Here is a 20,558-nt window from a genome sequence, read left to right as displayed (position 1 = left end):
GCGCTCAGGCCTTGCTCAGCGTGCGCAGCGCGGCGCGGAGCAGGGCGCCGACGTCGGGCAGGTCGCCGGCCTCACCGGAGACGGCGTCGACGGCCCTGTCGGCCTCCTTGACCGACCAGCCGAGGCCGACCAGGCCCTGCTGCACCTGGTCGCGCCAGGGCGCGTCGGGGAGAGGACCGCCGGCACGGACGACCTCGGCAGGGGCACCGAGGCGGTCGCGGAGCTCGAGGATGATGCGCTGGGCGCCCTTCTGGCCGATGCCGGGGACCTTGGTGAGCGTGGCGACGTCCTCGGCGGCCACCGCACGGCGCAGGGTGTCGGGCGGCAGCACCGCGAGCATGGCCTGGGCCAGCTTCGGCCCGACGCCGGAGGCGGTCTGCACGAGCTCGAACGTCGCCTTCTCGTCGTCGTCGAGGAAGCCGAAGAGCGTCAGGGAGTCCTCCCGCACGACCATGCTGGTGGGCAGGGTGGCGCGCTGGCCGGTGCGCAGGGTGGCGAGGGTGCCGGGCGTGCACATCAGCTCCAGGCCCAGCCCGCCGACCTCCAGCACGGCCGAGCTCAAGGTGACGGCGGCGACCTCGCCGCGGACGAACGCGATCATCGGCGACCGCTCCGCTGGTGGGCGGTGAGCGCCAGCTGCTGGCGCGCCAGGGCGGCGTCGATGCGCGCCTGCGCGCCCCCGCGCCAGATGTGGGTGATGGCCAGCGCCAGCGCGTCGGCGGCGTCGGCGGGCCTGGGGAGTGCGTCGAGGCGCAGGATGCGGGTGACCATGGCCCCGACCTGGGCCTTGTCGGCGCGTCCGCTGCCGGAGACCGCCGCCTTGACCTCCGAGGGCGTGTGCAGGGCGATCGGTAGCCCGCGACGAGCGGCGACCACCATCGCGATCCCGCTGGCCTGGGCGGTGCCCATGACCGTGCTGGAGTCGGAGCGGGCGAAGACCCGCTCCACCGCCACCGCGTCGGGCCGGTGCTCCTCGATCCAGGCGTCGATGCCCTTCTCGATCGTGACGAGCCGCTCGGCCACGTGCACGGACGCGGAGGTGCGCAGCACGTTGACGTCGACGAGCGTCAGGGGGCGTCCGACCTCGCCCTCGACGACGCCGATGCCGCACCTGGTCAGGCCGGGATCGATCCCGAGCACCCGCATGCGTGTCTCCTCAGCCGCCTCGTCCGAACGTGTGTTCGGCACCCACGCTAGGTCCGACCCCGTCCCGCCGGGTCCCGACACGCCGGGCGTGTCCTCGCTAGGCGTCCTCGAGCTGCGCCATCACGTCGTCGGAGACGTCGACGTTGGCGAAGACGTTCTGCACGTCGTCGAGGTCCTCGAGGGCGTCGATGAGCCGGAACACCTTGGCCGCGCCGTCGGCGTCGACCTGCACCTGCATGTCGGGCACGAAGGAGGCGTCGGCGGAGTCGTAGTCGACGCCGGCCGCCTGCAGCGCCGTGCGGACCGCGACGAGGTCGGTGGGCTCGGAGACGACCTCGAAGGCCTCACCGAGGTCGTTGACCGCGTCGGCACCGGCCTCGAGCGTGGCCTCGAGGACGTCGTCCTCGGAGACGTGCTTGCCCTCCTGCTCGGTCGGGACGACCACGACGCCCTTGCGGTTGAACAGGAACGACACCGAGCCCGGGTCGGCCAGCGAGCCGCCGTTGCGGGTCATGGCGGTGCGGACCTCCATCGCGGCGCGGTTCTTGTTGTCGGTGAGGCACTCGATGAGCAGCGCGACACCGCCCGGGCCGTAGCCCTCGTACATGATCGTCTGGTACTCGGCGCCACCGGTCTCGGCGCCGGAGCCGCGCTGCACGGCGCGCTCGATGTTGTCCTTGGTGACCGAGGACTTCTTGGCCTTCTGGATGGCGTCGTAGAGCGTCGGGTTGCCGGCGGGGTCACCGCCGCCCATGCGCGCAGCCACCTCGATGTTCTTGATGAGCTTGGTGTTCATCTTGCTGCGCTTGGCGTCGACCACGGCCTTCTTGTGCTTCGTGGTCGCCCATTTGGAGTGGCCGGACATGCGCTCTCTTCCCTACGACTTCCCTGACGTGTGCTCGACCACCAGGTCGGCGAAGAGCCGGTGGATCCGGGCGTCGTCCCCCACCTCGGGGTGGAAGGACGTCGCCATCAGCGGGCCCTGGCGGACCGCCACGATCCTACCCGCGGCAGCGCCGCCGTCGACGCGGGCGAGCACCTCGACGTCGTCGCCGACCTCCTCGACCCACGGTGCCCGGATGAAGACGGCGTGCACCGGCTCGTCGAGGCCCACCAGGTCGAGGTCGCCCTCGAAGGAGTCCACCTGGCGCCCGAAGGCGTTGCGGCGCACGGTGACGTCCAGCCCGCCGACGGTCTCCTGGCCGGCCGCGCCGTCGAGCACGTGGTCGGCCAGCAGGATCATCCCGGCGCAGGTGCCGAAGGCCGGCATGCCCGCCCGCACCCGCTCGCGGAGCGGGTCGAGCAGGCCGAAGGTCCTCGCCAGCTTGACCATGGTCGTCGACTCCCCGCCCGGGAGGACGACGGCGTCGCAGCGTGTCAGCTCGTCGGGACGGCGTACGGCGAGGGTCTCGGCGCCCAGGGACGCCAGCGCGGCGAGGTGCTCGCGGACGTCGCCCTGGAGCGCGAGGACCCCGATGGTGGGAGCGGGCACCGCGCCAGCCTAGCCAGAGAGCACCCGCCCGCCCCGTGGTGGGCGGCGTGGAGGCACTCCCGTGGAAGCCCCGGCCACGTCGCCGTGACCCGGACGGGTCAGGTCACCAGCCGCGCTCGGCCAGCCGGTGCGGCTGCGGGATCTCGTCGACGTTGATGCCGACCATGGCCTCGCCCAGCCCACGGCTCACCTTGGCGACCACGTCGGGGTCGTCGTAGAAGGTGGTGGCCTTGACGATCGCCTCCGCGCGCTGGGCGGGGTTGCCCGCCTTGAAGATGCCCGAGCCCACGAAGACGCCCTCGGCGCCGAGCTGCATCATCATCGCGGCGTCGGCCGGGGTGGCGATGCCGCCGGCGGTGAAGAGCACCACGGGGAGCCTCCCGGCCTCGGCGACCTCCCGCACCAGGTCGTACGGCGCCTGGAGCTCCTTCGCCGCGACGTACAGCTCGTCGGGCTCGAGGCCGTGGAGGCGGCGCAGCTCGGCCCGGATGGTGCGCATGTGGGTGACGGCGTTGGAGACGTCGCCGGTGCCGGCCTCGCCCTTGGAGCGGATCATCGCCGCGCCCTCGGTGATGCGGCGCAGGGCCTCGCCGAGGTTGGTGGCACCGCACACGAACGGCACCCGGAACTGCCACTTGTCGATGTGGTGGGCGTAGTCGGCCGGGGTCAGCACCTCGGACTCGTCGACGTAGTCGACACCGAGGCTCTGCAGCACCTGCGCCTCCGCGAAGTGGCCGATCCGCGCCTTGGCCATCACCGGGATGGACACGGCCTCGACGATGCCGTCGATCATGTCGGGGTCGCTCATCCGGCTGACGCCGCCCTGGGCCCGGATGTCGGCGGGCACCCGCTCGAGCGCCATCACGGCGACGGCGCCGGCGTCCTCGGCGATCTTGGCCTGCTCGACGGTGACGACGTCCATGATGACGCCGCCCTTGAGCATCTCCGCCATGCCGCGCTTGACGCGCGAGGTGCCGGTCGTGGAGCTCTGCGAGCCGTCTGCAGCGGTGTTCTCAGCCATGCCCCAAGCCTACGGCCGGGCGGGCCGACGACCTACTCGGGATCAGGCCTCGGCGCCGGGCACGGCGAGCGCCTGGCGCCGCACCAGCAGCACCCGCTGCAGCACGGTGATGGTGCTGGCCACCGCGAGCACCCACAGCGTCACCTCGTACAGGATCGGCAGGTCGAGCACGTCGCCGAAGAACGTCAGCACGAGGATCGCCACGAGCCGGTCGGCGCGCTCGGCGATGCCCGTCTTGGCGTTGAAGCCCAGGCCCTCGCCGCGGGAGCGGGCGTAGGAGGTGACGCCGCCCATCACCAGGCACACCAGCGAGAGCACGAGGTAGAGCCGGTCCTCGGCGACCCAGGCGAAGTACAGCGCCAGCCCGCCGAAGATCGCGCCGTCGGCGATGCGGTCGAGCGTGGAGTCGAGGAAGGCGCCGAACTTGTCGGTGCGTCCCAGGGTGCGCGCCATCTGCCCGTCGACGAGGTCGCTGAAGACGAAGGCGGTGATGAACAGCACGCCCTGCCAGAGCAGGCCCTGGGGGAAGAAGATCAGGGCGCCCGCGGACACGCCGATGGTCCCGACGAGCGTCACCGCGTCGGGGCTGATCCCCAGCTTGAGGAAGAGCCTGACGAAGGGCGCCAGCATGACGCCCTGCCAGAAGCCCTTGAACCTGTCCAGCACGCGCGCAGGCTACCGGTCGCGGAGCCTGGCGCCGACCTCGGCCACCGCGGTGGGTGCCCCGGCGACGTACCACTCGACCCCGGCGGCGTGCGTGCGCCGCACCTCGCCGCCGAGCCCCCGGATGATCGCCTCGCCGGGCAGCCGGTCCCAGTCGGCGACGGAGTGCTGGAACGTCACGCCGAGGTGGCCCCGGGCCACGGCCATCGCGTCGAGGGTGCCCGAGCCGAGCATCCGCAGGGTCGCCAGGCCGCCGACGACCCGGGCGAACGCCGCGCCCCGCTCGTCGTCGATCGGCGGGTGGAGGTACGTCGCCGCACAGGTCTGCGACAGCGCGACGTCGGCGATCGGTGCCATCGGCTCGCCGTCCAGCGTGGGTGGCAGGTCCGGGCCGCCGACGTACAGCAGGTCCTCGACGGGGTGGTGGACGGCGCCGAGGAGCACGCCGTCGGCGTCGGAGAGGGCGACGGCCGAGCACCACCAGCCGAGGCCGTGGGAGAAGTTGTAGGTGCCGTCGACGGGGTCGACGACCCACGTGCGCCCGCTCGTGCCGGGCCGGTCGGTGCCCTCCTCCCCGACGATCGCGTCGTCGGGGCGCTCACCGCGCAGCCGTTCCACGATGAGCCGCTCGGCGGCGTGGTCGGCAGCGGTCACCACGTCGGAGACCGACGTCTTGTGCTCCGTCTCCAGCCCGTCGGCGAGCATCTGGAGGGCGAGGGTGCCGGCCTCCCGGACCAGCTCGGCGGCCAGTGCAGCGTCGTCCACGCCGCGCACGCTACCGGGACGGCGCGCGGGGCGGCCGACCGGCGTACTGTGGCAGCACGGAGCCATCCAGGCTTCCGACCAGGGAGTCCCCATGAGCGACAAGTCGCCGCGGCAGGGCATGACCAAGAAGTCCGGCAAGTCCATCAAGGAGAAGCGGGCCGAGAAGCACGCGAAGGCCGCCGGCGCGAACACCGCCGTCGATGGTCTGGGCACCAAGAAGAAGTGAGCCTCCTCAGCCTGGGCGTCGTCGGCACGTCGGCCAAGGAGAACGAGCACCGCCTCCCCCTCCACCCCGACCACCTGGCGCGGCTGGACCCGGCCGTCGCGGCCCGCACCACCCTCGAGCACGGGTACGGCGACCGGTTCGGCCGCAGCGACGCCGAGCTGGCGCCGCTCGTGGCCGGGTTCGCCACCCGCGAGGAGATCATCACCGGGTCCGACGTCGTCGTGCTGCCCAAGCCGCAGCACGAGGACGTCGCGACGATGCACGCCGGGCAGGTCCTCTGGGGCTGGCCGCACTGCGTGCAGGACACGGAGATGACGCAGCTGGCGATCGACCGGCGGCTGACCCTCGTCGCCTTCGAGGCGATGAACCACTGGACCGCCGACGGCGCCGTCGGGCTCCACGTCTTCCACAAGAACAACGAGCTGGCAGGCTACTGCTCGGTGCTGCAGGCGCTGGAGCTGACCGGCTCCACGGGCGACTACGGGCGGCCGCTGCGCGCGGTCGTCATCGGCTTCGGCGCCACCGCCCGCGGGGCGGTGACTGCACTCAACGCGCACGGCGTGCACGACGTGCACGTGCTCACCAACCGCGGCGTCGCCGCGGTGGGCTCACCCATCCACTCGGTGCGCATCACCCAGCTCGACCAGCGGCCGGGGAGCACCGACAGCCACGTCATCACCGACGGCGGACGTCGCCCGCTGCCGCCGTTCCTGGCCGAGCGGGACATCGTCGTCAACTGCACGCTGCAGGACACGGCCGCACCCCTGACCTACCTCCGCACCGCCGACCTCGAGCTGTTCCGGCCCGGCAGCCTGATCGTCGACGTGTCGTGCGACGAGGGCATGGGCTTCGAGTGGGCCACGCCCACGTCGTTCGAGGCCCCGATGTTCACCGTGGGCCGCCAGGTGCACTACTACGCGGTCGACCACAGCCCGTCGTACCTGTGGAACTCCGCGACGTGGGAGAACAGCGAGGCGCTGCTCCCCTTCGTGCAGACCGTGCTCGAGGGACCCGCGGCGTGGGACGCCGACGAGACGATCAGCCGCGCGATCGAGATCCGCGACGGCCGCGTCGTCAACCCGGCGATCCTGGCCTTCCAGGGCCGTGCGGAGGCGCAGCCGCACCTCGTGGGCTGAGCCCTCGGATCACCACGCCTCCGCCAGCAGGCCCCGGGTGTCGGTGAGCAGCTCGGGCAGGGTGCGGGTGCGCCCGATGATCGGCATGAAGTTCTGGTCTCCCGGCCAGCGCGGCACGACGTGCTGGTGGAGGTGCGCGGCGATCCCGGCGCCGGCGACCGCGCCCTGGTTCATGCCGAGGTTGAAGCCGGCCGCGCCCGAGACGCCGCGGATGGTGGCCATCGCGTGCTTGGTGAGCGCGGCGATCTCGACGACCTCCTCGTCGGTGGTGTCGGTGTAGTCGGGGATGTGCCGGTAGGGGCAGACCATCAGGTGCCCCGGCGAGTAGGGGTAGAGGTTGAGCACCACGTAGGCGAGCGTCCCGCGGTGCACGAGCAGGCCGCTCTCGTCGTCGAGCTCCGGCATCCGGCAGAAGGGGCACTCCCCCGCGGTGTCGTCGGACGGCTTGTTCTCCCCGCGGATGTAGGCCATCCGGTACGGCGTCCAGAGCCGCTCGAGCTCGTCGGGCACTCCCGCTCCGTCCTGGCGCACGGCATCATCTGGCATGACGGTCACTCTAGGAGGCGCACATGGCAGGTCAGCCGACGGTCGAGCTCGCACCCGGCGTGTGGCGGGTCCCCCTCGTGCGCGACCTCGTCAACGGCTTCATCCTGCGCGACGCCGACGGGCAGGTGACGCTGCTCGACATGGGGCTGAGGTCGTCGGGGCCCAAGGTCCTCGCCGCGCTGGAGTCGATCGGGTCCGGCACCGCCGACGTGACCCGGCTGCTGCTGACGCACGCCCACCTCGACCACGCCGGTGGCGCCGCGCACGTCGCCGAGGCGACCGGGCTCGGCGTCGGCGTCCACACCGACGACGCGTCGTACGTCAGGGCCGGGCAGTCGGCACCGCAGGACTCCTCTGCCGGGCTCGGCCGCCTGCTCTCCCGGATCTCGCCCCCGCCGACCTTCGGCGCCGTGCCCGTCGAGGAGGAGCTCACCGACGGGCAGGTGCTCCCGGTGGCCGGCGGCCTCCGCGTCGTGCACACGCCCGGGCACTCCCCCGGCCACGCGTCGTTCCTGCACGAGGAGACGCGCACCCTGATCACCGGCGACTCGATCTTCAACGTGCTGGGCCTGCGGTGGCCGGTGAAGTGGCTCTGCACCGACTTCCGCCTGACCAAGCAGACCGCCCACCGCCTCGCCGACCTGGAGTACGACGTCGCCGCCTTCACCCACGGGCCGGAGATCCGGGATGCGCCGCGGGCGCACATCCGGAGGTTCCTGGCGAGGCACCCTGTGTAGGCGGCCATCACCTGTCACGCGCCCCGAGAACCCCTATATCGGGGCTGCGCTCGAGAGACGCCGCTGCGACGATGCGAGACAGTCCGGCACCGTGTCTCGATCCCTCAGGGGGAGCCATGCCCACTCGTCTCGCCGTCGTCGGAGCCACGCTCGCCCTGGGCGCCGCACTCGTGGGGGCACCGGTCGCCGTCGCGACGCCGTCCTCGGCCGATCCGACGGCCGTCAGCCGGATCACCGCGGCCACGTCGGGCTTCGCCGCCGCACCCATCGCGTGGAGACGGTGCAAGGACGACTTCCTCCGCGACGCCGGGGCACGGTGCGGCATGCTCACCGTCCCGCTTGACCACGCGAACCCGACCGGCGACACCATCCGGCTCGCGGTCTCGCGGGTGAAGCACCGCGGATCCAAGGACCGTGGGGTGATGTTCACCAACCCCGGCGGACCGGGCGGGAGCGGCACCTTCCTGGCTGGCTACGGCCAGTTCGTGCCCGGCAAGGCGGCCCGCACCTACGACTGGATCGGGATGGACCCTCGCGGGGTCGGCGCGAGCAGGCCCGCGCTCACGTGCGACCGGCGCTACAACAAGATCGGCACACGCCCGCCGTACGTCCCGACGAGAGACGCGATCATCGACCGGTGGGTGGCCAGGGCCGAGGCCTACGCCGCCGACTGCGGCACCTCGGCCGCGGCAGAGCTTCTGCCGCACATGAAGACCACCGACACCGTCGCCGACCTGGAGCTGCTTCGCGAGGCCCTCGGCGCCGAGCGGGTCAGCTTCTACGGCCTCTCCTACGGGACCTACATCGCGCAGGTGTACGCCACCCTGCACCCCGACCGCCTCGACAGGCTCGTCCTCGACGGTGTCGTCGACCCGCGCAAGGTCTGGTACGCCGCGAACGCCGGGCAGAACGTCGCCTTCGAGCGGGCGATCACCGCCTTCTACCGATGGGCGGCACGCGGCCACGCGGACCTCCGGCTAGGCCGGACCGCGGTCAAGGTCGAGAGGACCTACCACCGCCTGCTGCGCCGGCTGGCACGCAAGCCCGTCAACGGAGTCGGCGCAGCCGAGCTCAGCGACGTCGCCCTCGGAGCGGGCTACGCCGCCTTCCTGTGGCCCGAGGTCGCGGCGGCGTTGTCGGAGATCGTCACCAAGGGCACCGCGCGGCTGGCCCGCCGGGCCTACACCGATATCAACCCGACGACCCCCGGCGCCGACAACGGCTACGCGGCGTACCTCGCCACCATCTGCACCGATGCCCCGTGGCCGACCGACCTGGCCGTGCTGCTCGCCGACAACGAGCTGCAGGACCAGCGGTATCCCTTCGGGACCTGGCCCAACGGCTGGTTCAACGCTCCGTGCCGCACCTGGCCGGCGCCCCCCGCGTCAGCTGCGGTGGAGGTGGCCACCGTCGCGAGGCCGGCCCTGCTGATCAACGAGACGTTCGACGGCGCGACACCGATCGAGGGCGCCTACGAGGTACGTCGCCGGTTCACGCAGTCGGTGCTCATCGAGGGGGTCCGCGGCACCACCCACGCCGGCAGCCTGAGCGGGGTCAGGTGCGTGGACAGGCGGATCGCTGCCTACCTGGGCACCGGCCGACTGCCCCAGCGCCGTCCCGGTGACGCTCGCTCCGACGTCCGCTGCCCGCCGGTCCCCAAGCCGCCGGTCGGCCTGCCGGACTAGCCGCGACCGCGCGGGGTTCGCCCTGGACGCCCGCGCGACCGGTCAGACCTGCACCCGCGAGGCCACCGCCTCGGCGACCCGCGCGATGGCCTCCTCGACGGGCACGCCGTTGTCCTGGCGCCCGTCGCGGTAGCGGAAGGACACCGCTCCCGCCTCCATGTCGTCGTTGCCGGCGATCATCATGAAGGGCACCTTCTGCAGCTGGGCGTTGCGGATCTTCTTCTGCATGCGGTCGTCGGAGTCGTCGACCTCGACGCGCAGTCCCTGAGACCTCATCCGCCGCGCCACGTCGTACAGGTAGTCGGCGTGCACGTCGGCGATCGGGATCGCCTGCACCTGCACCGGCGCGAGCCACGGCGGCATGGCGCCGGCGTAGTGCTCCACCAGCACGCCGATGAACCGCTCGATCGAGCCGAACTTCGCGGAGTGGATCATCACCGGCTGCTGGCGCGAGCCGTCGGCGGCCTGGTACTGCAGGTCGAAGCCCTTGGGCTGGTTGAAGTCGTACTGGATCGTCGACATCTGCCAGGTCCGCCCGATGGCGTCGCGCGCCTGCACGGAGATCTTCGGGCCGTAGAACGCCGCCCCGCCCGGGTCGTCGACCAGCTCGAGCCCCGACTCGGTGGCGACGTCGCGCAGCGCCGCCGTGGCCACGGCCCAGTCCTCCTCGGTGCCCACGAACTTGTCAGGCTTGGAGTCGTCGCGCGTGGAGAGCTCGAGGTAGTAGTCGTCGAGCCCGAAGTCCTTGAGCAGCCCGAGCACGAAGCCGAGCAGGTGCTCGATCTCGGCCGGCGCCTGCTCGGGGGTGACGTAGGAGTGCGAGTCGTCCTGGGTCAGGCCGCGCACCCGGGTGAGGCCGTGGACGACGCCCGACTTCTCGTAGCGGTAGACCGAGCCGAACTCGAAGAGCCGCAGCGGCAGCTCGCGGTAGGACCGCCCGCGCGAGGAGAAGATCAGGTTGTGCATCGGGCAGTTCATCGCCTTGAGGTAGTAGTTCGCGCCCTCGAACTCCATCGGCGGGAACATCGTGTCGGCGTAGTACGGCAGGTGGCCGGAGGTGTGGAACAGGCCCTCCTTCGAGATGTGCGGCGTGCCGACGTACTCGAAGCCCTCCTCGATGTGCCGACGGCGGACGTAGTCCTCCATCTCCCGCTTGATCACGCCGCCCTTGGGGTGGAAGACCGCCAGCCCGGAGCCGAGCTCGTCGGGGAAGCTGTACAGGTCGAGGTCGCGCCCGACCTTGCGGTGGTCGCGGCGCTCGGCCTCCTCGATGCGGTGCAGGTGCTCCTCCAGCGCCTCCTTGGACTCCCAGGCGGTGCCGTAGATGCGCTGGAGCTGCTTGTTCCTCTCGTCCCCGCGCCAGTACGCCGCGGCGGAGCGCATCAGCTTGAAGGCCGGGATGCGCTTGGTGGTGGGCAGGTGGGGCCCGCGGCACAGGTCGCTCCAGGCGATGTCGCCGTTGCGGCGGACGTTGTCGTAGATCGTCAGCTCGCCGGCGCCCACCTCCACCGAGGCGCCCTCGGCCGCGTCGTCGGAGGCGCCGCTGCCCTTGAGGCCGATCAGCTCGATCTTGTAGGGCTCGCCCTGGAGCTCGTCGAGCGCCTCGGCGTCGGTGGTGACGCGGCGGTCGAACCTCTGGCCCTCCTTGATGATCTTGCGCATGGCGGTCTCGATCTTGGCGAGGTCCTCCGGCACGAACGGGGTCTCCACGTCGAAGTCGTAGTAGAAGCCGTTCTCGATCGGCGGCCCGATGCCCAGCCTCGCCTCGGGCCACAGCTGCTGCACCGCCTGTGCCATCACGTGCGCGGTCGAGTGGCGCAGGATGTCGCGCCCGTCGGGGCTGTCGATCGCCACGCCCTCGACCTCGTCGCCGTCGGCCAGCACGGAGGCGAGGTCGCGCAGGGTCCCGCCCATGCGTGCGGCGATGACGTCGCTGTCGTCGGTGAACAGCTCCCAGGCCCTGGTGCCCTCCTCGAGCGTCAGAGTCGTGGTGGCCCGCTCCTGACGCTCACCGGCGTGGACGCGGACGACCTTGATCTCGGACACGGGGCTCTCCTCGGCTGTGCGGTGCGGCTCGGACCCAGTGATCGTATCCGCGCAGGTCGTCCGCTCTCGCCCGGGTTTGCGGGCTTGAACGAGATACCCTAGGGGGGTATGGTAGCCGGCATGAGCGAGACCGCGCACGCCGGCCACCCCGGCTACATGGGCAACAAGGACGACTACCTCAAGCGGATGCGCCGCATCGAGGGCCAGGTCAAGGGCATCGCCCGGATGGTCGACGAGGAGAAGTACTGCATCGACATCCTCACCCAGGTCTCGGCCGTCACGAAGGCCCTGCAGGCCGTCGCGCTGGGGCTGCTCGACGAGCACATGGCCCACTGCGTGCTCGACGCGGCCCGCGCCGACTCCCCCGAGGCCGAGGCCAAGCTGCGCGAGGCCTCCGACGCCATCGCCCGCCTCGTCCGTTCCTGACCACCCCTGGTTGACCCGACCTACCTGATTCGACCCGCCGAGGAGCACCCCCATGAGCGAGACCAGCCAGTACGTCGTCACCGGCATGACCTGCGAGCACTGCGTCACCTCCGTCACCGAGGAGCTCCAGGAGGTCGACGGCGTCACCGGCGTCGCGGTCGACCTCGCCTCGGGCGGCGTCAGTGTCACCAGCGACCAGCCCCTCTCCGAGACCGCCGTCCGGGCGGCCGTCGAAGAGGCCGGCTACTCGCTCGCATGAACACCCCGACCCGGGTGGCGGGCTTCCTCCTCGGCATCGGCGCGCTCTTCGGGGCCTCCTTCGCCGTCGGCAGCGCCGTCGGCCCGGTGGCCGCCGAGCCGGAGACCCACGAGGAGGCCGGGGGCCACGCCGACGGCGGGCACGCCGAGGTCGCCGCGGCGGCCGAGCAGCCGCCGGGTGGCCTGATGACCTCGCAGGACGGCTACCGCCTCGTGCTCGACCGCACCCAGCAGGGGCCCGGCCGGGACCAGCCGCTCGCCTTCCACGTCGAGGGCCCCGACGGCATGCCCGTGACGGCGTACGACGTGGAGCACGACAAGCGGCTCCACCTCATCGCCGTACGACGCGACTTCCGCGGCTTCCAGCACGTGCACCCCGTGCTCGGCGACGACGGCACCTGGCGGGTGCCGCTCGACCTCACCCCCGGCCCGTGGCGCGTCTTCGCCGACTTCCACCCGACCGGCGGCGAGGCGCTCACCCTGGGCGCCGACCTGTCGGTGCCCGGCCCCGTGGCGGCGACGCCCGACCTGCCCGACACGCGGGTCGCCACCGTGGACGGCTACACCGTCACGCTCACCGGCGACCTGGTCGCGGGCGAGCACTCGGCGCTGAGCCTCGAGGTCACCAGGGACGGCGAGCCGGTCACCGACCTCCAGCCCTACCTCGGCGCCTACGGGCACCTGGTGGCGCTGCGCGAGGGCGACCTGGCCTACCTCCACGTGCATCCCGGCGGCGAGCCCGGCGACGGCGTGACCGAGCCCGGGCCCACGGTGGGGTTCACGGCCGAGGTGCCGAGCGCCGGCGGCTACCACCTCTACCTCGACTTCCGGCACGACGGCGTCGTCCGCACCGCGCAGCTCGCCGTCGAGGCGGGCCGGCCATGACCACGAGCGTCGACCTCGACATCAGCGGCATGACGTGTGCGTCGTGCGCGAACCGGATCGAGCGCAAGCTCAACAAGGTCCCCGGCGTCGTCGCGACCGTCAACTACGCCACCGAGAGGGCCCGCGTCTCCTACGACGGGGCAGTCACCACCGACACGCTGCTCGCCACGGTGGAGGCGGCCGGCTACTCCGCACGGCTGCCCTCCCCAGCGGCCGAGCCGGAGACCATCGCGGTCGACCCGACCGCCGCCCTGCGCCAGCGGCTGCTGGTGTCGGCGGTCCTCACCGTGCCGGTGGTGGTGCTGGCGATGGTCCCGGCCTGGCAGTTCGACTACTGGCAGTGGCTCTCGCTGACCCTCGCCGCGCCCGTCGTGGTGTGGGGCGCGTGGCCGTTCCACCGCGCCGCCTGGACCAACCTGCGGCACGGCACCTCGACCATGGACACGCTCATCTCGCTCGGCACGCTCGCCGCCCTGGGCTGGTCGGTCTACGCGCTGTTCTGGGGCACAGCGGGCGTGCCCGGCATGACGCACCCGTTCGAGCTGACCATCCAGCGCAGCGACGGCTCGGGCAACATCTACCTCGAGGCCGCCGCCGGCGTCACCACCTTCATCCTCGCCGGTCGGTACGCCGAGGCGCGGTCCAAGCGGCAGGCGGGAGCCGCCCTGCGGGCACTGCTGGAGATGGGCGCTCGCGACGTCGGCGTCCTGCGCGGCGGCGCCGAGGTGCGCGTGCCGGTCGAGCAGCTCGCCGTGGGCGACCTGTTCGTCGTACGCCCCGGCGAGAAGGTCGCGACCGACGGCGTCGTCGAGGAGGGCGCGTCGGCGGTCGACGCCTCCATGCTCACCGGTGAGTCCGTGCCCGTCGAGGTCGGCGTCGGCGACCAGGTCGTGGGTGCCACCGTGAACGCCGGCGGACGGCTCGTCGTGCGCGCCACCCGCGTGGGCTCCGACACCCAGCTCGCCCAGATGGCGCGGCTGGTCGAGGACGCGCAGAGCGGCAAGGCCGCCGCCCAGCGCCTCGCCGACCGCATCTCGGGCGTCTTCGTGCCCGTGGTGCTCGGCCTCGCGGCCGCGACCCTGGGCTTCTGGCTCGGCACCGGGCAGGGCGCGGGAGCGGCGTTCACCGCCGCGGTCGCCGTCCTGATCATCGCCTGCCCCTGCGCGCTCGGACTGGCCACGCCGACCGCGCTCATGGTGGGCACGGGCCGCGGCGCCCAGCTGGGCATCCTCATCAAGGGCCCCGAGGCGCTCGAGCAGACCCGCCGTGTCGACACGGTGGTGCTCGACAAGACCGGCACCGTCACCACCGGCCGGATGACGCTCGTCGACGTCGTCGCGGGGGCCGGGGAGTCGGCCGACGAGGTCCTGCGGTACGCCGCCGCGGTCGAGCACGCCTCCGAGCACCCGATCGCCCGGGCCGTCGCCCAGCGGGTCGACTCCCCCGCAGCCGTCACCGGGTTCCGCGGCGTCGAGGGCCTCGGCGCGGAGGGCGTCGTCGACGGCCGCGCCGTGGTGGTCGGCCGTCCCGGGCTGCTGGCCGACCGCGGGCTGGCCCTGCCCGACGACGTACGCCGCGCGCTCGAGGCCGCGCAGTCGACCGGGGGCACGGCCGTCGCGGTCGGCTGGGACGGCCGCGCCCGCGGCGTGCTCGTGGTCGCCGACACGGTGAAGCCCACCTCGGCCGAGGCCGTGCGCGAGCTGCGGTCCCTGGGCCTGCGCCCCGTCCTGCTCACCGGCGACCACGAGGCGGTGGCCCGCCGGGTCGCCGAGGAGGTCGGCATCGCGGCCGACGACGTCATCGCCGGCGTGCTGCCCTCCGACAAGGTCGACACCGTCAAGCGCCTGCAGGACGAGGGCCGCGTCGTCGCCATGGTCGGCGACGGCGTCAACGACGCGGCGGCGCTGGCCCAGGCCGACCTCGGCCTGGCGATGGGCACCGGCACCGACGTCGCGATCGAGGCATCCGACCTCACCCTGGTGCGCGGTGACCTGCGGGTCGCGGCCGACGCGATCCGGCTGTCCCGCCGCACCCTGGGCACCATCAAGGGCAACCTGTTCTGGGCCTTCGGCTACAACGTCGCCGCGCTGCCGCTGGCCGCCGCGGGACTGCTCAACCCGATGCTCGCGGGCGCCGCGATGGCGCTCAGCTCAGTGTTCGTCGTGGGCAACAGCCTGCGGCTGCGCGGCTTCAGGTAGGTCGAGGATCCAGGCTGCCGCGGCGAACGCCACGACGCCTCCAGGCAGCACGCCGAACTGCTCGGTGAGCGCGAGGAGCACGACGGTGAGTGCCCCCACCAGGGTCAGCAGGTATTGCATGTCCTCATTGAACCACTATGTCGCTGGACATTGAAAGGTTAAGGCGCGCGCGTCTTAGCCACGCCGATCTCGCCGCTCATCGCCGTCCGTTTGCCAGAGTTGCAAATCATTTTGGCATTCGCTTGCAGAGGGCCGCACGGTGGTGTTCCCAGCGGGTGCACAGCCGTCGTACCCGGCGAACCGATCGAGAGGGACCCGATGAGGATGACGACAGCAAGCGGCACGGCCGAGGAGACCGTCGACGTGGTGGTGGTGGGAGGTGGGCCGGCGGGGCTGAGCGCAGCCAAGATCATGGCGCGTTCGCGGCGATCGGTCGTCGTCGTCGATGCCGGGAACGGCCGCAACGCGCGAGCCGAGGGGGTGCACAACTACCTCTACGCGGAGGGCACCGCACCCGCCGACCTGGCTGAGATCGGTCGCAGCGAGGCGCGCGCCTACGACGTCGAGATCATCGAGGGCCACGCCACCACGGCCACCGCACTGAGGGACCCGCGGCCAGGCGCAGCGCGGTTCACGGTGGACCTGCGCACCGGCGACGGGCCGGGCCGCACCGTCGGGGCGCGTCGGGTGGTGCTGGCGACCGGCCTGGTCGACGTGCTGCCCGACGTGGCGGGCCTGGCGGCTCGGTGGGGCCGCGACGTGCTGCACTGCCCGTTCTGCCACGGCTGGGAGGTCCGCGACCAGGCGATCGGCGTGCTGGGCACCAGCTCCATGGCGCTGCACCAGGTGATGCTGTTCCGCCAGCTCACCACCGACGTCGTCTACTTCCAGCACACCGCCCCGGACCCGACCGACGCCGAGGTCGAGCAGCTCGCCGCGCACGGCATCGAATGGATCGTGGGCGAGGTCGCCGCGGTGCAGACCAGCGAGGACGCCCTCACCGGGGTGCAGCTCGTCGACGGCCGGGTTGTCGCGCGTCAAGCGCTGGCCGTCGCGACCGGTCTGGAGGCACGCACCGACCTGCTCGCCGACCTCGGCCTGACCACCACTGAGCTGGAGCTGGGCGGGATCGTGGCCGGGCACTACCTGCCCACCGACCCCGCCGGGCTCACCGCGACCCCCGGGGTGTGGGCGGCGGGCAACATCGCCGCCCCCATGGCGCAGGTCATCACCTCCGCAGCCGCAGGGGCCGGAGTGGGCGCGGCCGTCCACATGGACCTGATCAGCGAGGACACCGACATCGCAGTCACCGCCCTACGCGCACAGCGGGAGTCCGGCTCGCACCCGTCCTCCGCTGCTGCGGAGGCCGAGGACCGCGGACATGTGCTCGTCGACCGTCGCCACGGGGCGACGCTTTGATGGCCGGCGACAGCTCACCGGCCGAGGAGTTCTGGGAGCCCCACCACGCGGCCTCGCAGCCCGGCACCGGGGGGCCCGGCCCGGTCCTCGTCGAAGCCGTCGGCGCACTGACTCCGGGGGACGCCCTGGACCTGGGGTGCGGCGGTGGTGGCGACGCGCTGTGGCTCGCCGAGAAGGGGTGGACCGTGCTCACCGTCGACGTCTCGGCCACGGCCTTGGCCCGGGTCGCGGACCGCGCCGCCAGCGCCGGTGTGACGGACCGGGTCCGCACTCAACGCCACGACCTGGACGCGACGTTCCCGCAGGGCCGCTTCGACCTGATCAGCGCCCAGTTCCTGCTCTCCCCCGTGCCGTTCGACCGCGCTGCGATGTTCGGCCGGGCCGCGGCGGCCCTGCGACCCGGGGGGGTGCTGCTCATCGCCGATCACGCCTCGGTGGCCCCGTGGTCGTGGGCGGACCCCGACACCGTGTTCCCCTCCCCCGACGAGCTCCTGACCGGCCTCTCCCTCGACTCCGAGCTGTGGGAGGACGTACGGGCGGAGAATCGCGACCGCGTCAGCGACGGGCCCGGCGGACAGCGCGCCACCGTGACCGACACCGTCCTCACGCTCACCCGCCGAGCCGAGCCATGAGCGCTCAGCGCGTCGGACTCGTGCGCGGCCCGACCGGCCGGCGATGGCCCGGCTGACGTGCGGTCGTCGATCGTGACCCACCGCTCGAGGCACGACGGCGAGCTGCCGAAGACCTCCGCGACCTGCGCGAGCGATGCCTCTGCGCCGCGCTGGACCGGATCACGCCCTCACGGAGCTCGTCGGGGCGGGGCGAGTTCGACGCCGATGCTCGGGTGAGCGTTAGCGTGGGACACACAGGTCGTCGAACCCAGGCGGCCTGCACCTCGACGTGGCGTATGGCCGATGACCGCACCGTGCAAGACACCGCTGTCAGGCTCACCGGCGGGAAGGTGCCGACATGACCACGCCGCCTCTACGGGGTGCGAGCTGTTAGTAGAGGAGAAGTGCGTGCGATGACGCGGTTCCGGATCGGGCACTTCCTGAAGACACGCCTGTGGGCGATCCCGTTGTTGTTCGTCCTCGGCGGCGTGGGTCTCTCGCTGATCGCGACGGCGGTCGACGACGGCGAGATGGTCCCTCGAAGCGTCTCCGGCGACCCCGCGGCGGCCTTGCAGATCCTGTATCTGATCGCGTTCTCGATGCTCACACTGACCGGGCTGGTGCTGTCACTGGTCGTGGTGGTGGTGCAGCTGGGCATGGGGGTGTTCTCGCCGCGGATCGTTCGTCAGATCCTGCAGGACCGTCCGAGCCAGGCGGCGATCGGGCTCTTCGCCGGGACGTTCGCGTTCTCGATCCTGGCGCTCCGGCGCGTCGGGACCGACTCGGGGACGGTGCCCGGCCTGGCCGTGATCGTGGCGATCGTCCTGGTGCTGGCGTGCATCGTGACGTTGGTCTGGTACGTGAACCACATCGGTCAGTCCTTGCGCGTCGCGGCGCTCGTGGGCTGGGTCGCCGAGGACACCCTGACGACGCTCGAGCACGTGTTCCCCGACCATGGCGATGGGGGCGACGGATTGGAGCCCGGGCTGATCGCCACCCCGCGCAGCGGGGTGATCTTCGCCGTCGGCCATGACCGGCTCGTCTCCCTCGCGGAGCAGGCTGGCTGTCGACTGGTCCTGCTCTGGTCGGTGGGTGACTTCGTGCCCACCGGTGCTGCGCTCTTCCGCGTGGTCGGCGATCCGGCGTCGCCGCTGCCGCCGGGCAAGGTGACCAAGTGTGTCGTCCTCGGGCCCGAGCGGACGTTGAACCAGGACGTCGCCTATGGCATTCGGCTGTTGGTCGACATCGCTGAAGGCGCGCTCACGTCGGGCCCGTTCGCTGATCCGACGACCGCGGTCCAGGCCATCGACCGGCTGCACGACATCCTGCGCGCCATGGTCAGGCGGCCGCTGGACGACGGGCGCTACCACGACGCGCAGGGGGAGCTCCGGCTCGTGGTGCCGACCCTGCACTGGGAGGGCTTCGTCGGCTTGGCCTTCGATGAGCTGCGACAGGTCGGGGCCGCGTCACCGCAGGTCACCAGGAGATTGCAGGCGGCGCTCGAGGATCTTCTCAGCGTGGCACCGCTGAGGCGCCGCGCCGCGCTCGAGCGTCAGATGCGGTTGCTCGAGTTCTCGGTGGCCAAGGTGTCGCGGCACGACGAGGACCGGGACGCCGCGCTGATACCCGATCCGTCCGGCATCGGCTCCGGTCCGGACCGGGTCGGCCCCATCAAGCTCTGACCGGCAAGATCGCGGCGCACCCGCGTCGCGCACGGTCCTTGGCGGCGTCGTGGGTGCCCGGGCCGATCCGCATCCCGGCCCGAGCAGAGACGGTGCCATCGGGTCGATCCCGAACCTCACGCTGCTCGTCGAGGCACCTGGCGCGACACCTGCTCCGAACCCGGCACGGGACAGAATGCACAGAAGGGCGCCGATTGCAGGCGAAGGGCTGCGAGACTCCTCCATGGTTCCGCACGCGGCGGTCGGAGGGAGGCGTCATGGCATTGATGACCGAGGTGCTCCTCGTGAGCGGTGTGGCACTCGACCTTGTTGGTGCGGGGGTCCTCTCGCACGCACACAACGCCGAGTCGATAGTCGAGCTTCGCGAGGAGATCGGAGAGGAAGGTTCTGCAGTCGGAGAGCCGGATGCGCTGTCAACCCATGCGCAACTCCTAGCGGAAAAACGGATCGGGTTCCTGTTCTTGACCGTGGGACTCGTTCTCTATCTGAGCGGCATCGTCTCGAAGTCCTCTGAGAACTTGGTGCTGATGGCCGGTGTAGCGGTGGCCGTGGTGGTGTTTGCCGTCCTCTGCAGCCTTGTCTTCACGCGGGTCGTTGGATCTCGGATTCGCGATCAGGCGCGCCAGGCGAGCGAGCAACGGAACCCCGAGGCGCTGCCTGAGCAGTAGTTCCTCCAGGCATACTCATCTCGCGTGGGGCGAGCTGCCGCTGATTCAACGTGAGCATGCCCATCGTCGGCGCCCCATCGTCAGCACTCTTATGCTTGGGCCGACTGATCCCTGACACGAGCAATTGGCGGCGGAGTGATGCACGTCGGATGAGTAGGGGCCGGCAACGGATCGGTGCGCCTGGCACACGGGATCACTGTGGTGCGATTTTGCACGGACGCGTCCGTGAACGTCGCGCGTCGCTACGGGGACTGGACGCTAGAGGACCGCGCCGCGGGGCGCGACTTCCACCGCGGCAACACCCCTTGCGTACAGCACCAGGAGCCGGTCGCCGTGTCTACAGCGGAGGACGCCGGACTCCTGGGAAAGTGTGCTGACGACGTGGTCAATGACCTCGTCCTCACTCCCCGCGCTGCGGTCGTCGTAGGTGACGTCCATGCTGTCGCCGCTGACGAGACGGACACGAAGCACAAGACCTTTCATGCCTCGCACACTAGACGGGCGCGACGCACACCCATCGTGAATCTCCAGGGCTGAGGCACTGTGACTCTTGCGGAGCAGGTCGCAACCCGGCAGGCGGCGGAACGCATCCCGCGATCATGGGACAGCTCGACGAGCTGAGGGGCCTTCGCCGTCAGGATGCCGACGGCCTGCTTGAGGAGTTCGAGGGAGCGTGCCCTGACGTCGTCCTTGTTGCCGGACGGCATCTCCGGGAGCCCCCCGGTGACGAGCTTCTGCACCTCGGGCGATGCGGCCTTGACCGCCTTGCTCGCTGCGAACGACTCCTTGAACGTGTCGAAGAACCCGGGCTCCGCTTGCCCCACGAGGGCGCTGGCGCGCAGGGCAGCGGACCGGACGGTCTTTTGTTCGTCCTCGGTCAGTGCGGCTGTGGGCTGTTGCGGCTCCGTCATGAGCTGCTCCTAGTGACTCCGGGGGTGCGGGGATGAG

General features: G+C 71.7%; 24 protein-coding genes. 12 read left to right on the top strand and 12 right to left on the bottom strand.

Annotation, left to right across the window (positions count from 1 at the left end; genetic code table 11):
• Window positions 1-4 precede the first annotated feature (4 nt).
• The 7 genes from ruvA to QZX64_RS07210 form a co-directional block, all read right to left on the bottom strand.
• A complete protein-coding gene (ruvA, locus tag QZX64_RS07240) occupies window positions 5-601 on the bottom strand; it encodes a Holliday junction branch migration protein RuvA (RefSeq protein ID WP_295657983.1) in 597 nt (198 codons plus the stop codon).
• Window positions 598-1,146: a crossover junction endodeoxyribonuclease RuvC gene (gene ruvC / locus QZX64_RS07235; RefSeq protein ID WP_295657980.1), complete on the bottom strand. Its 549-nt coding sequence runs from the start codon at window positions 1,144-1,146 to the stop codon at window positions 598-600. The genes ruvA and ruvC overlap by 4 nt, the downstream gene beginning before the upstream one ends.
• Window positions 1,147-1,243: 97 nt before the next feature.
• Complete coding sequence (locus QZX64_RS07230) at window positions 1,244-2,011, bottom strand: YebC/PmpR family DNA-binding transcriptional regulator (protein WP_295657978.1); 768 nt, start codon at window positions 2,009-2,011, stop codon at window positions 1,244-1,246.
• A gap of 12 nt (window positions 2,012-2,023) precedes the next feature.
• Complete coding sequence (gene pdxT / locus QZX64_RS07225) at window positions 2,024-2,638, bottom strand: pyridoxal 5'-phosphate synthase glutaminase subunit PdxT (RefSeq protein ID WP_295657976.1); 615 nt, start codon at window positions 2,636-2,638, stop codon at window positions 2,024-2,026.
• 103 nt (window positions 2,639-2,741) lie between these two features.
• On the bottom strand, window positions 2,742-3,659 hold the full coding sequence (gene pdxS, locus QZX64_RS07220) for a pyridoxal 5'-phosphate synthase lyase subunit PdxS (protein WP_295657975.1): 918 nt from the start codon (window positions 3,657-3,659) through the stop codon (window positions 2,742-2,744).
• A 42-nt stretch (window positions 3,660-3,701) separates the two neighbouring features.
• Window positions 3,702-4,325, bottom strand: a complete 624-nt coding sequence (pgsA, locus tag QZX64_RS07215; protein ID WP_295657974.1) for a phosphatidylinositol phosphate synthase — start codon at window positions 4,323-4,325, stop codon at window positions 3,702-3,704.
• Between the two features lie 9 nt (window positions 4,326-4,334).
• Window positions 4,335-5,087, bottom strand: coding sequence for an inositol monophosphatase (locus QZX64_RS07210; protein WP_295657973.1), 753 nt, complete (start codon window positions 5,085-5,087; stop codon window positions 4,335-4,337).
• A gap of 91 nt (window positions 5,088-5,178) precedes the next feature.
• Here QZX64_RS07210 and QZX64_RS07205 point away from each other — a divergent pair, with 91 nt between their 5' ends.
• Together QZX64_RS07205 and QZX64_RS07200 are read left to right on the top strand one after the other, a co-directional pair.
• Window positions 5,179-5,313 carry a hypothetical protein gene (locus tag QZX64_RS07205; protein ID WP_295657972.1) on the top strand — a complete coding sequence of 45 codons (135 nt, stop codon included), beginning with the start codon at window positions 5,179-5,181 and terminating at the stop codon, window positions 5,311-5,313.
• Window positions 5,310-6,449: a N(5)-(carboxyethyl)ornithine synthase gene (locus tag QZX64_RS07200; RefSeq protein WP_295657971.1), complete on the top strand. Its 1,140-nt coding sequence runs from the start codon at window positions 5,310-5,312 to the stop codon at window positions 6,447-6,449. The genes QZX64_RS07205 and QZX64_RS07200 overlap by 4 nt, the downstream gene beginning before the upstream one ends.
• A gap of 9 nt (window positions 6,450-6,458) precedes the next feature.
• Here the strand turns inward: QZX64_RS07200 and QZX64_RS07195 are convergent, their stop codons facing one another.
• Window positions 6,459-6,995, bottom strand: a complete 537-nt coding sequence (locus QZX64_RS07195) for an HIT domain-containing protein (protein WP_295657970.1) — start codon at window positions 6,993-6,995, stop codon at window positions 6,459-6,461.
• A gap of 23 nt (window positions 6,996-7,018) precedes the next feature.
• Here QZX64_RS07195 and QZX64_RS07190 point away from each other — a divergent pair, with 23 nt between their 5' ends.
• Together QZX64_RS07190 and QZX64_RS07185 are read left to right on the top strand one after the other, a co-directional pair.
• Entirely contained in the window at window positions 7,019-7,732 is a 714-nt protein-coding gene (locus QZX64_RS07190) for an MBL fold metallo-hydrolase (RefSeq protein ID WP_295657969.1), read from the top strand.
• A 116-nt stretch (window positions 7,733-7,848) separates the two neighbouring features.
• Window positions 7,849-9,417: an alpha/beta hydrolase gene (locus QZX64_RS07185; RefSeq protein ID WP_295657968.1), complete on the top strand. Its 1,569-nt coding sequence runs from the start codon at window positions 7,849-7,851 to the stop codon at window positions 9,415-9,417.
• A gap of 42 nt (window positions 9,418-9,459) precedes the next feature.
• Here the strand turns inward: QZX64_RS07185 and thrS are convergent, their stop codons facing one another.
• Window positions 9,460-11,463, bottom strand: a complete 2,004-nt coding sequence (gene thrS / locus QZX64_RS07180; RefSeq protein WP_295657967.1) for a threonine--tRNA ligase — start codon at window positions 11,461-11,463, stop codon at window positions 9,460-9,462.
• A 120-nt stretch (window positions 11,464-11,583) separates the two neighbouring features.
• Between thrS and QZX64_RS07175 the strand changes: the two genes are divergently transcribed.
• From QZX64_RS07175 to QZX64_RS07160, 4 genes are read left to right on the top strand one after another with little or no spacing between them, the layout of a single operon-like run.
• Complete coding sequence (locus QZX64_RS07175; protein WP_295657966.1) at window positions 11,584-11,889, top strand: metal-sensitive transcriptional regulator; 306 nt, start codon at window positions 11,584-11,586, stop codon at window positions 11,887-11,889.
• A 52-nt stretch (window positions 11,890-11,941) separates the two neighbouring features.
• Window positions 11,942-12,148, top strand: coding sequence for a heavy-metal-associated domain-containing protein (locus QZX64_RS07170; protein ID WP_295657965.1), 207 nt, complete (start codon window positions 11,942-11,944; stop codon window positions 12,146-12,148).
• Window positions 12,145-13,032: a hypothetical protein gene (locus QZX64_RS07165; protein ID WP_295657964.1), complete on the top strand. Its 888-nt coding sequence runs from the start codon at window positions 12,145-12,147 to the stop codon at window positions 13,030-13,032. Before QZX64_RS07170 ends, QZX64_RS07165 begins: the two co-directional genes overlap by 4 nt.
• Complete coding sequence (locus tag QZX64_RS07160) at window positions 13,029-15,230, top strand: cation-translocating P-type ATPase (RefSeq protein WP_295657963.1); 2,202 nt, start codon at window positions 13,029-13,031, stop codon at window positions 15,228-15,230. The genes QZX64_RS07165 and QZX64_RS07160 overlap by 4 nt, the downstream gene beginning before the upstream one ends.
• On the opposite strand, the gene QZX64_RS07155 is transcribed toward QZX64_RS07160, so the two are convergent.
• Window positions 15,183-15,350, bottom strand: coding sequence for a hypothetical protein (locus QZX64_RS07155; protein ID WP_295657962.1), 168 nt, complete (start codon window positions 15,348-15,350; stop codon window positions 15,183-15,185). The two genes, QZX64_RS07160 and QZX64_RS07155, sit on opposite strands and share 48 nt — an antisense overlap.
• Before the next feature lie 204 nt (window positions 15,351-15,554).
• On the opposite strand from QZX64_RS07155, the gene QZX64_RS07150 reads away from it, so the two are divergent.
• The 4 genes from QZX64_RS07150 to QZX64_RS07135 all read left to right on the top strand — a co-directional run bounded on the left by QZX64_RS07150 (window position 15,555) and on the right by QZX64_RS07135 (window position 19,610).
• Window positions 15,555-16,649, top strand: coding sequence for an NAD(P)/FAD-dependent oxidoreductase (locus QZX64_RS07150; RefSeq protein ID WP_295657961.1), 1,095 nt, complete (start codon window positions 15,555-15,557; stop codon window positions 16,647-16,649).
• Window positions 16,649-17,281 (top strand): cyclopropane-fatty-acyl-phospholipid synthase family protein, encoded by a 633-nt coding sequence (locus QZX64_RS07145; RefSeq protein WP_295657960.1) that lies wholly within the window; start codon window positions 16,649-16,651, stop codon window positions 17,279-17,281. Before QZX64_RS07150 ends, QZX64_RS07145 begins: the two co-directional genes overlap by 1 nt.
• A 392-nt stretch (window positions 17,282-17,673) precedes the next feature.
• Entirely contained in the window at window positions 17,674-18,942 is a 1,269-nt protein-coding gene (locus tag QZX64_RS07140; protein WP_295657959.1) for a DUF2254 domain-containing protein, read from the top strand.
• A 257-nt stretch (window positions 18,943-19,199) separates the two neighbouring features.
• Complete coding sequence (locus QZX64_RS07135) at window positions 19,200-19,610, top strand: hypothetical protein (RefSeq protein WP_295657957.1); 411 nt, start codon at window positions 19,200-19,202, stop codon at window positions 19,608-19,610.
• Between the two features lie 258 nt (window positions 19,611-19,868).
• On the opposite strand, the gene QZX64_RS07130 is transcribed toward QZX64_RS07135, so the two are convergent.
• A complete protein-coding gene (locus QZX64_RS07130; RefSeq protein ID WP_295657956.1) occupies window positions 19,869-20,048 on the bottom strand; it encodes a hypothetical protein in 180 nt (59 codons plus the stop codon).
• A 41-nt stretch (window positions 20,049-20,089) separates the two neighbouring features.
• Window positions 20,090-20,521 carry a hypothetical protein gene (locus tag QZX64_RS07125; RefSeq protein ID WP_295657955.1) on the bottom strand — a complete coding sequence of 144 codons (432 nt, stop codon included), beginning with the start codon at window positions 20,519-20,521 and terminating at the stop codon, window positions 20,090-20,092.
• Between the last annotated feature and the right edge of the window lie 37 nt (window positions 20,522-20,558).

It is taken from the genome of uncultured Nocardioides sp. (assembly GCF_902805925.1).
Taxonomy (GTDB): domain Bacteria; phylum Actinomycetota; class Actinomycetes; order Propionibacteriales; family Nocardioidaceae; genus Nocardioides.
Note: the sequence above shows the minus strand (reverse complement) of the source record. Positions and strands in the feature narration are given on the sequence as shown.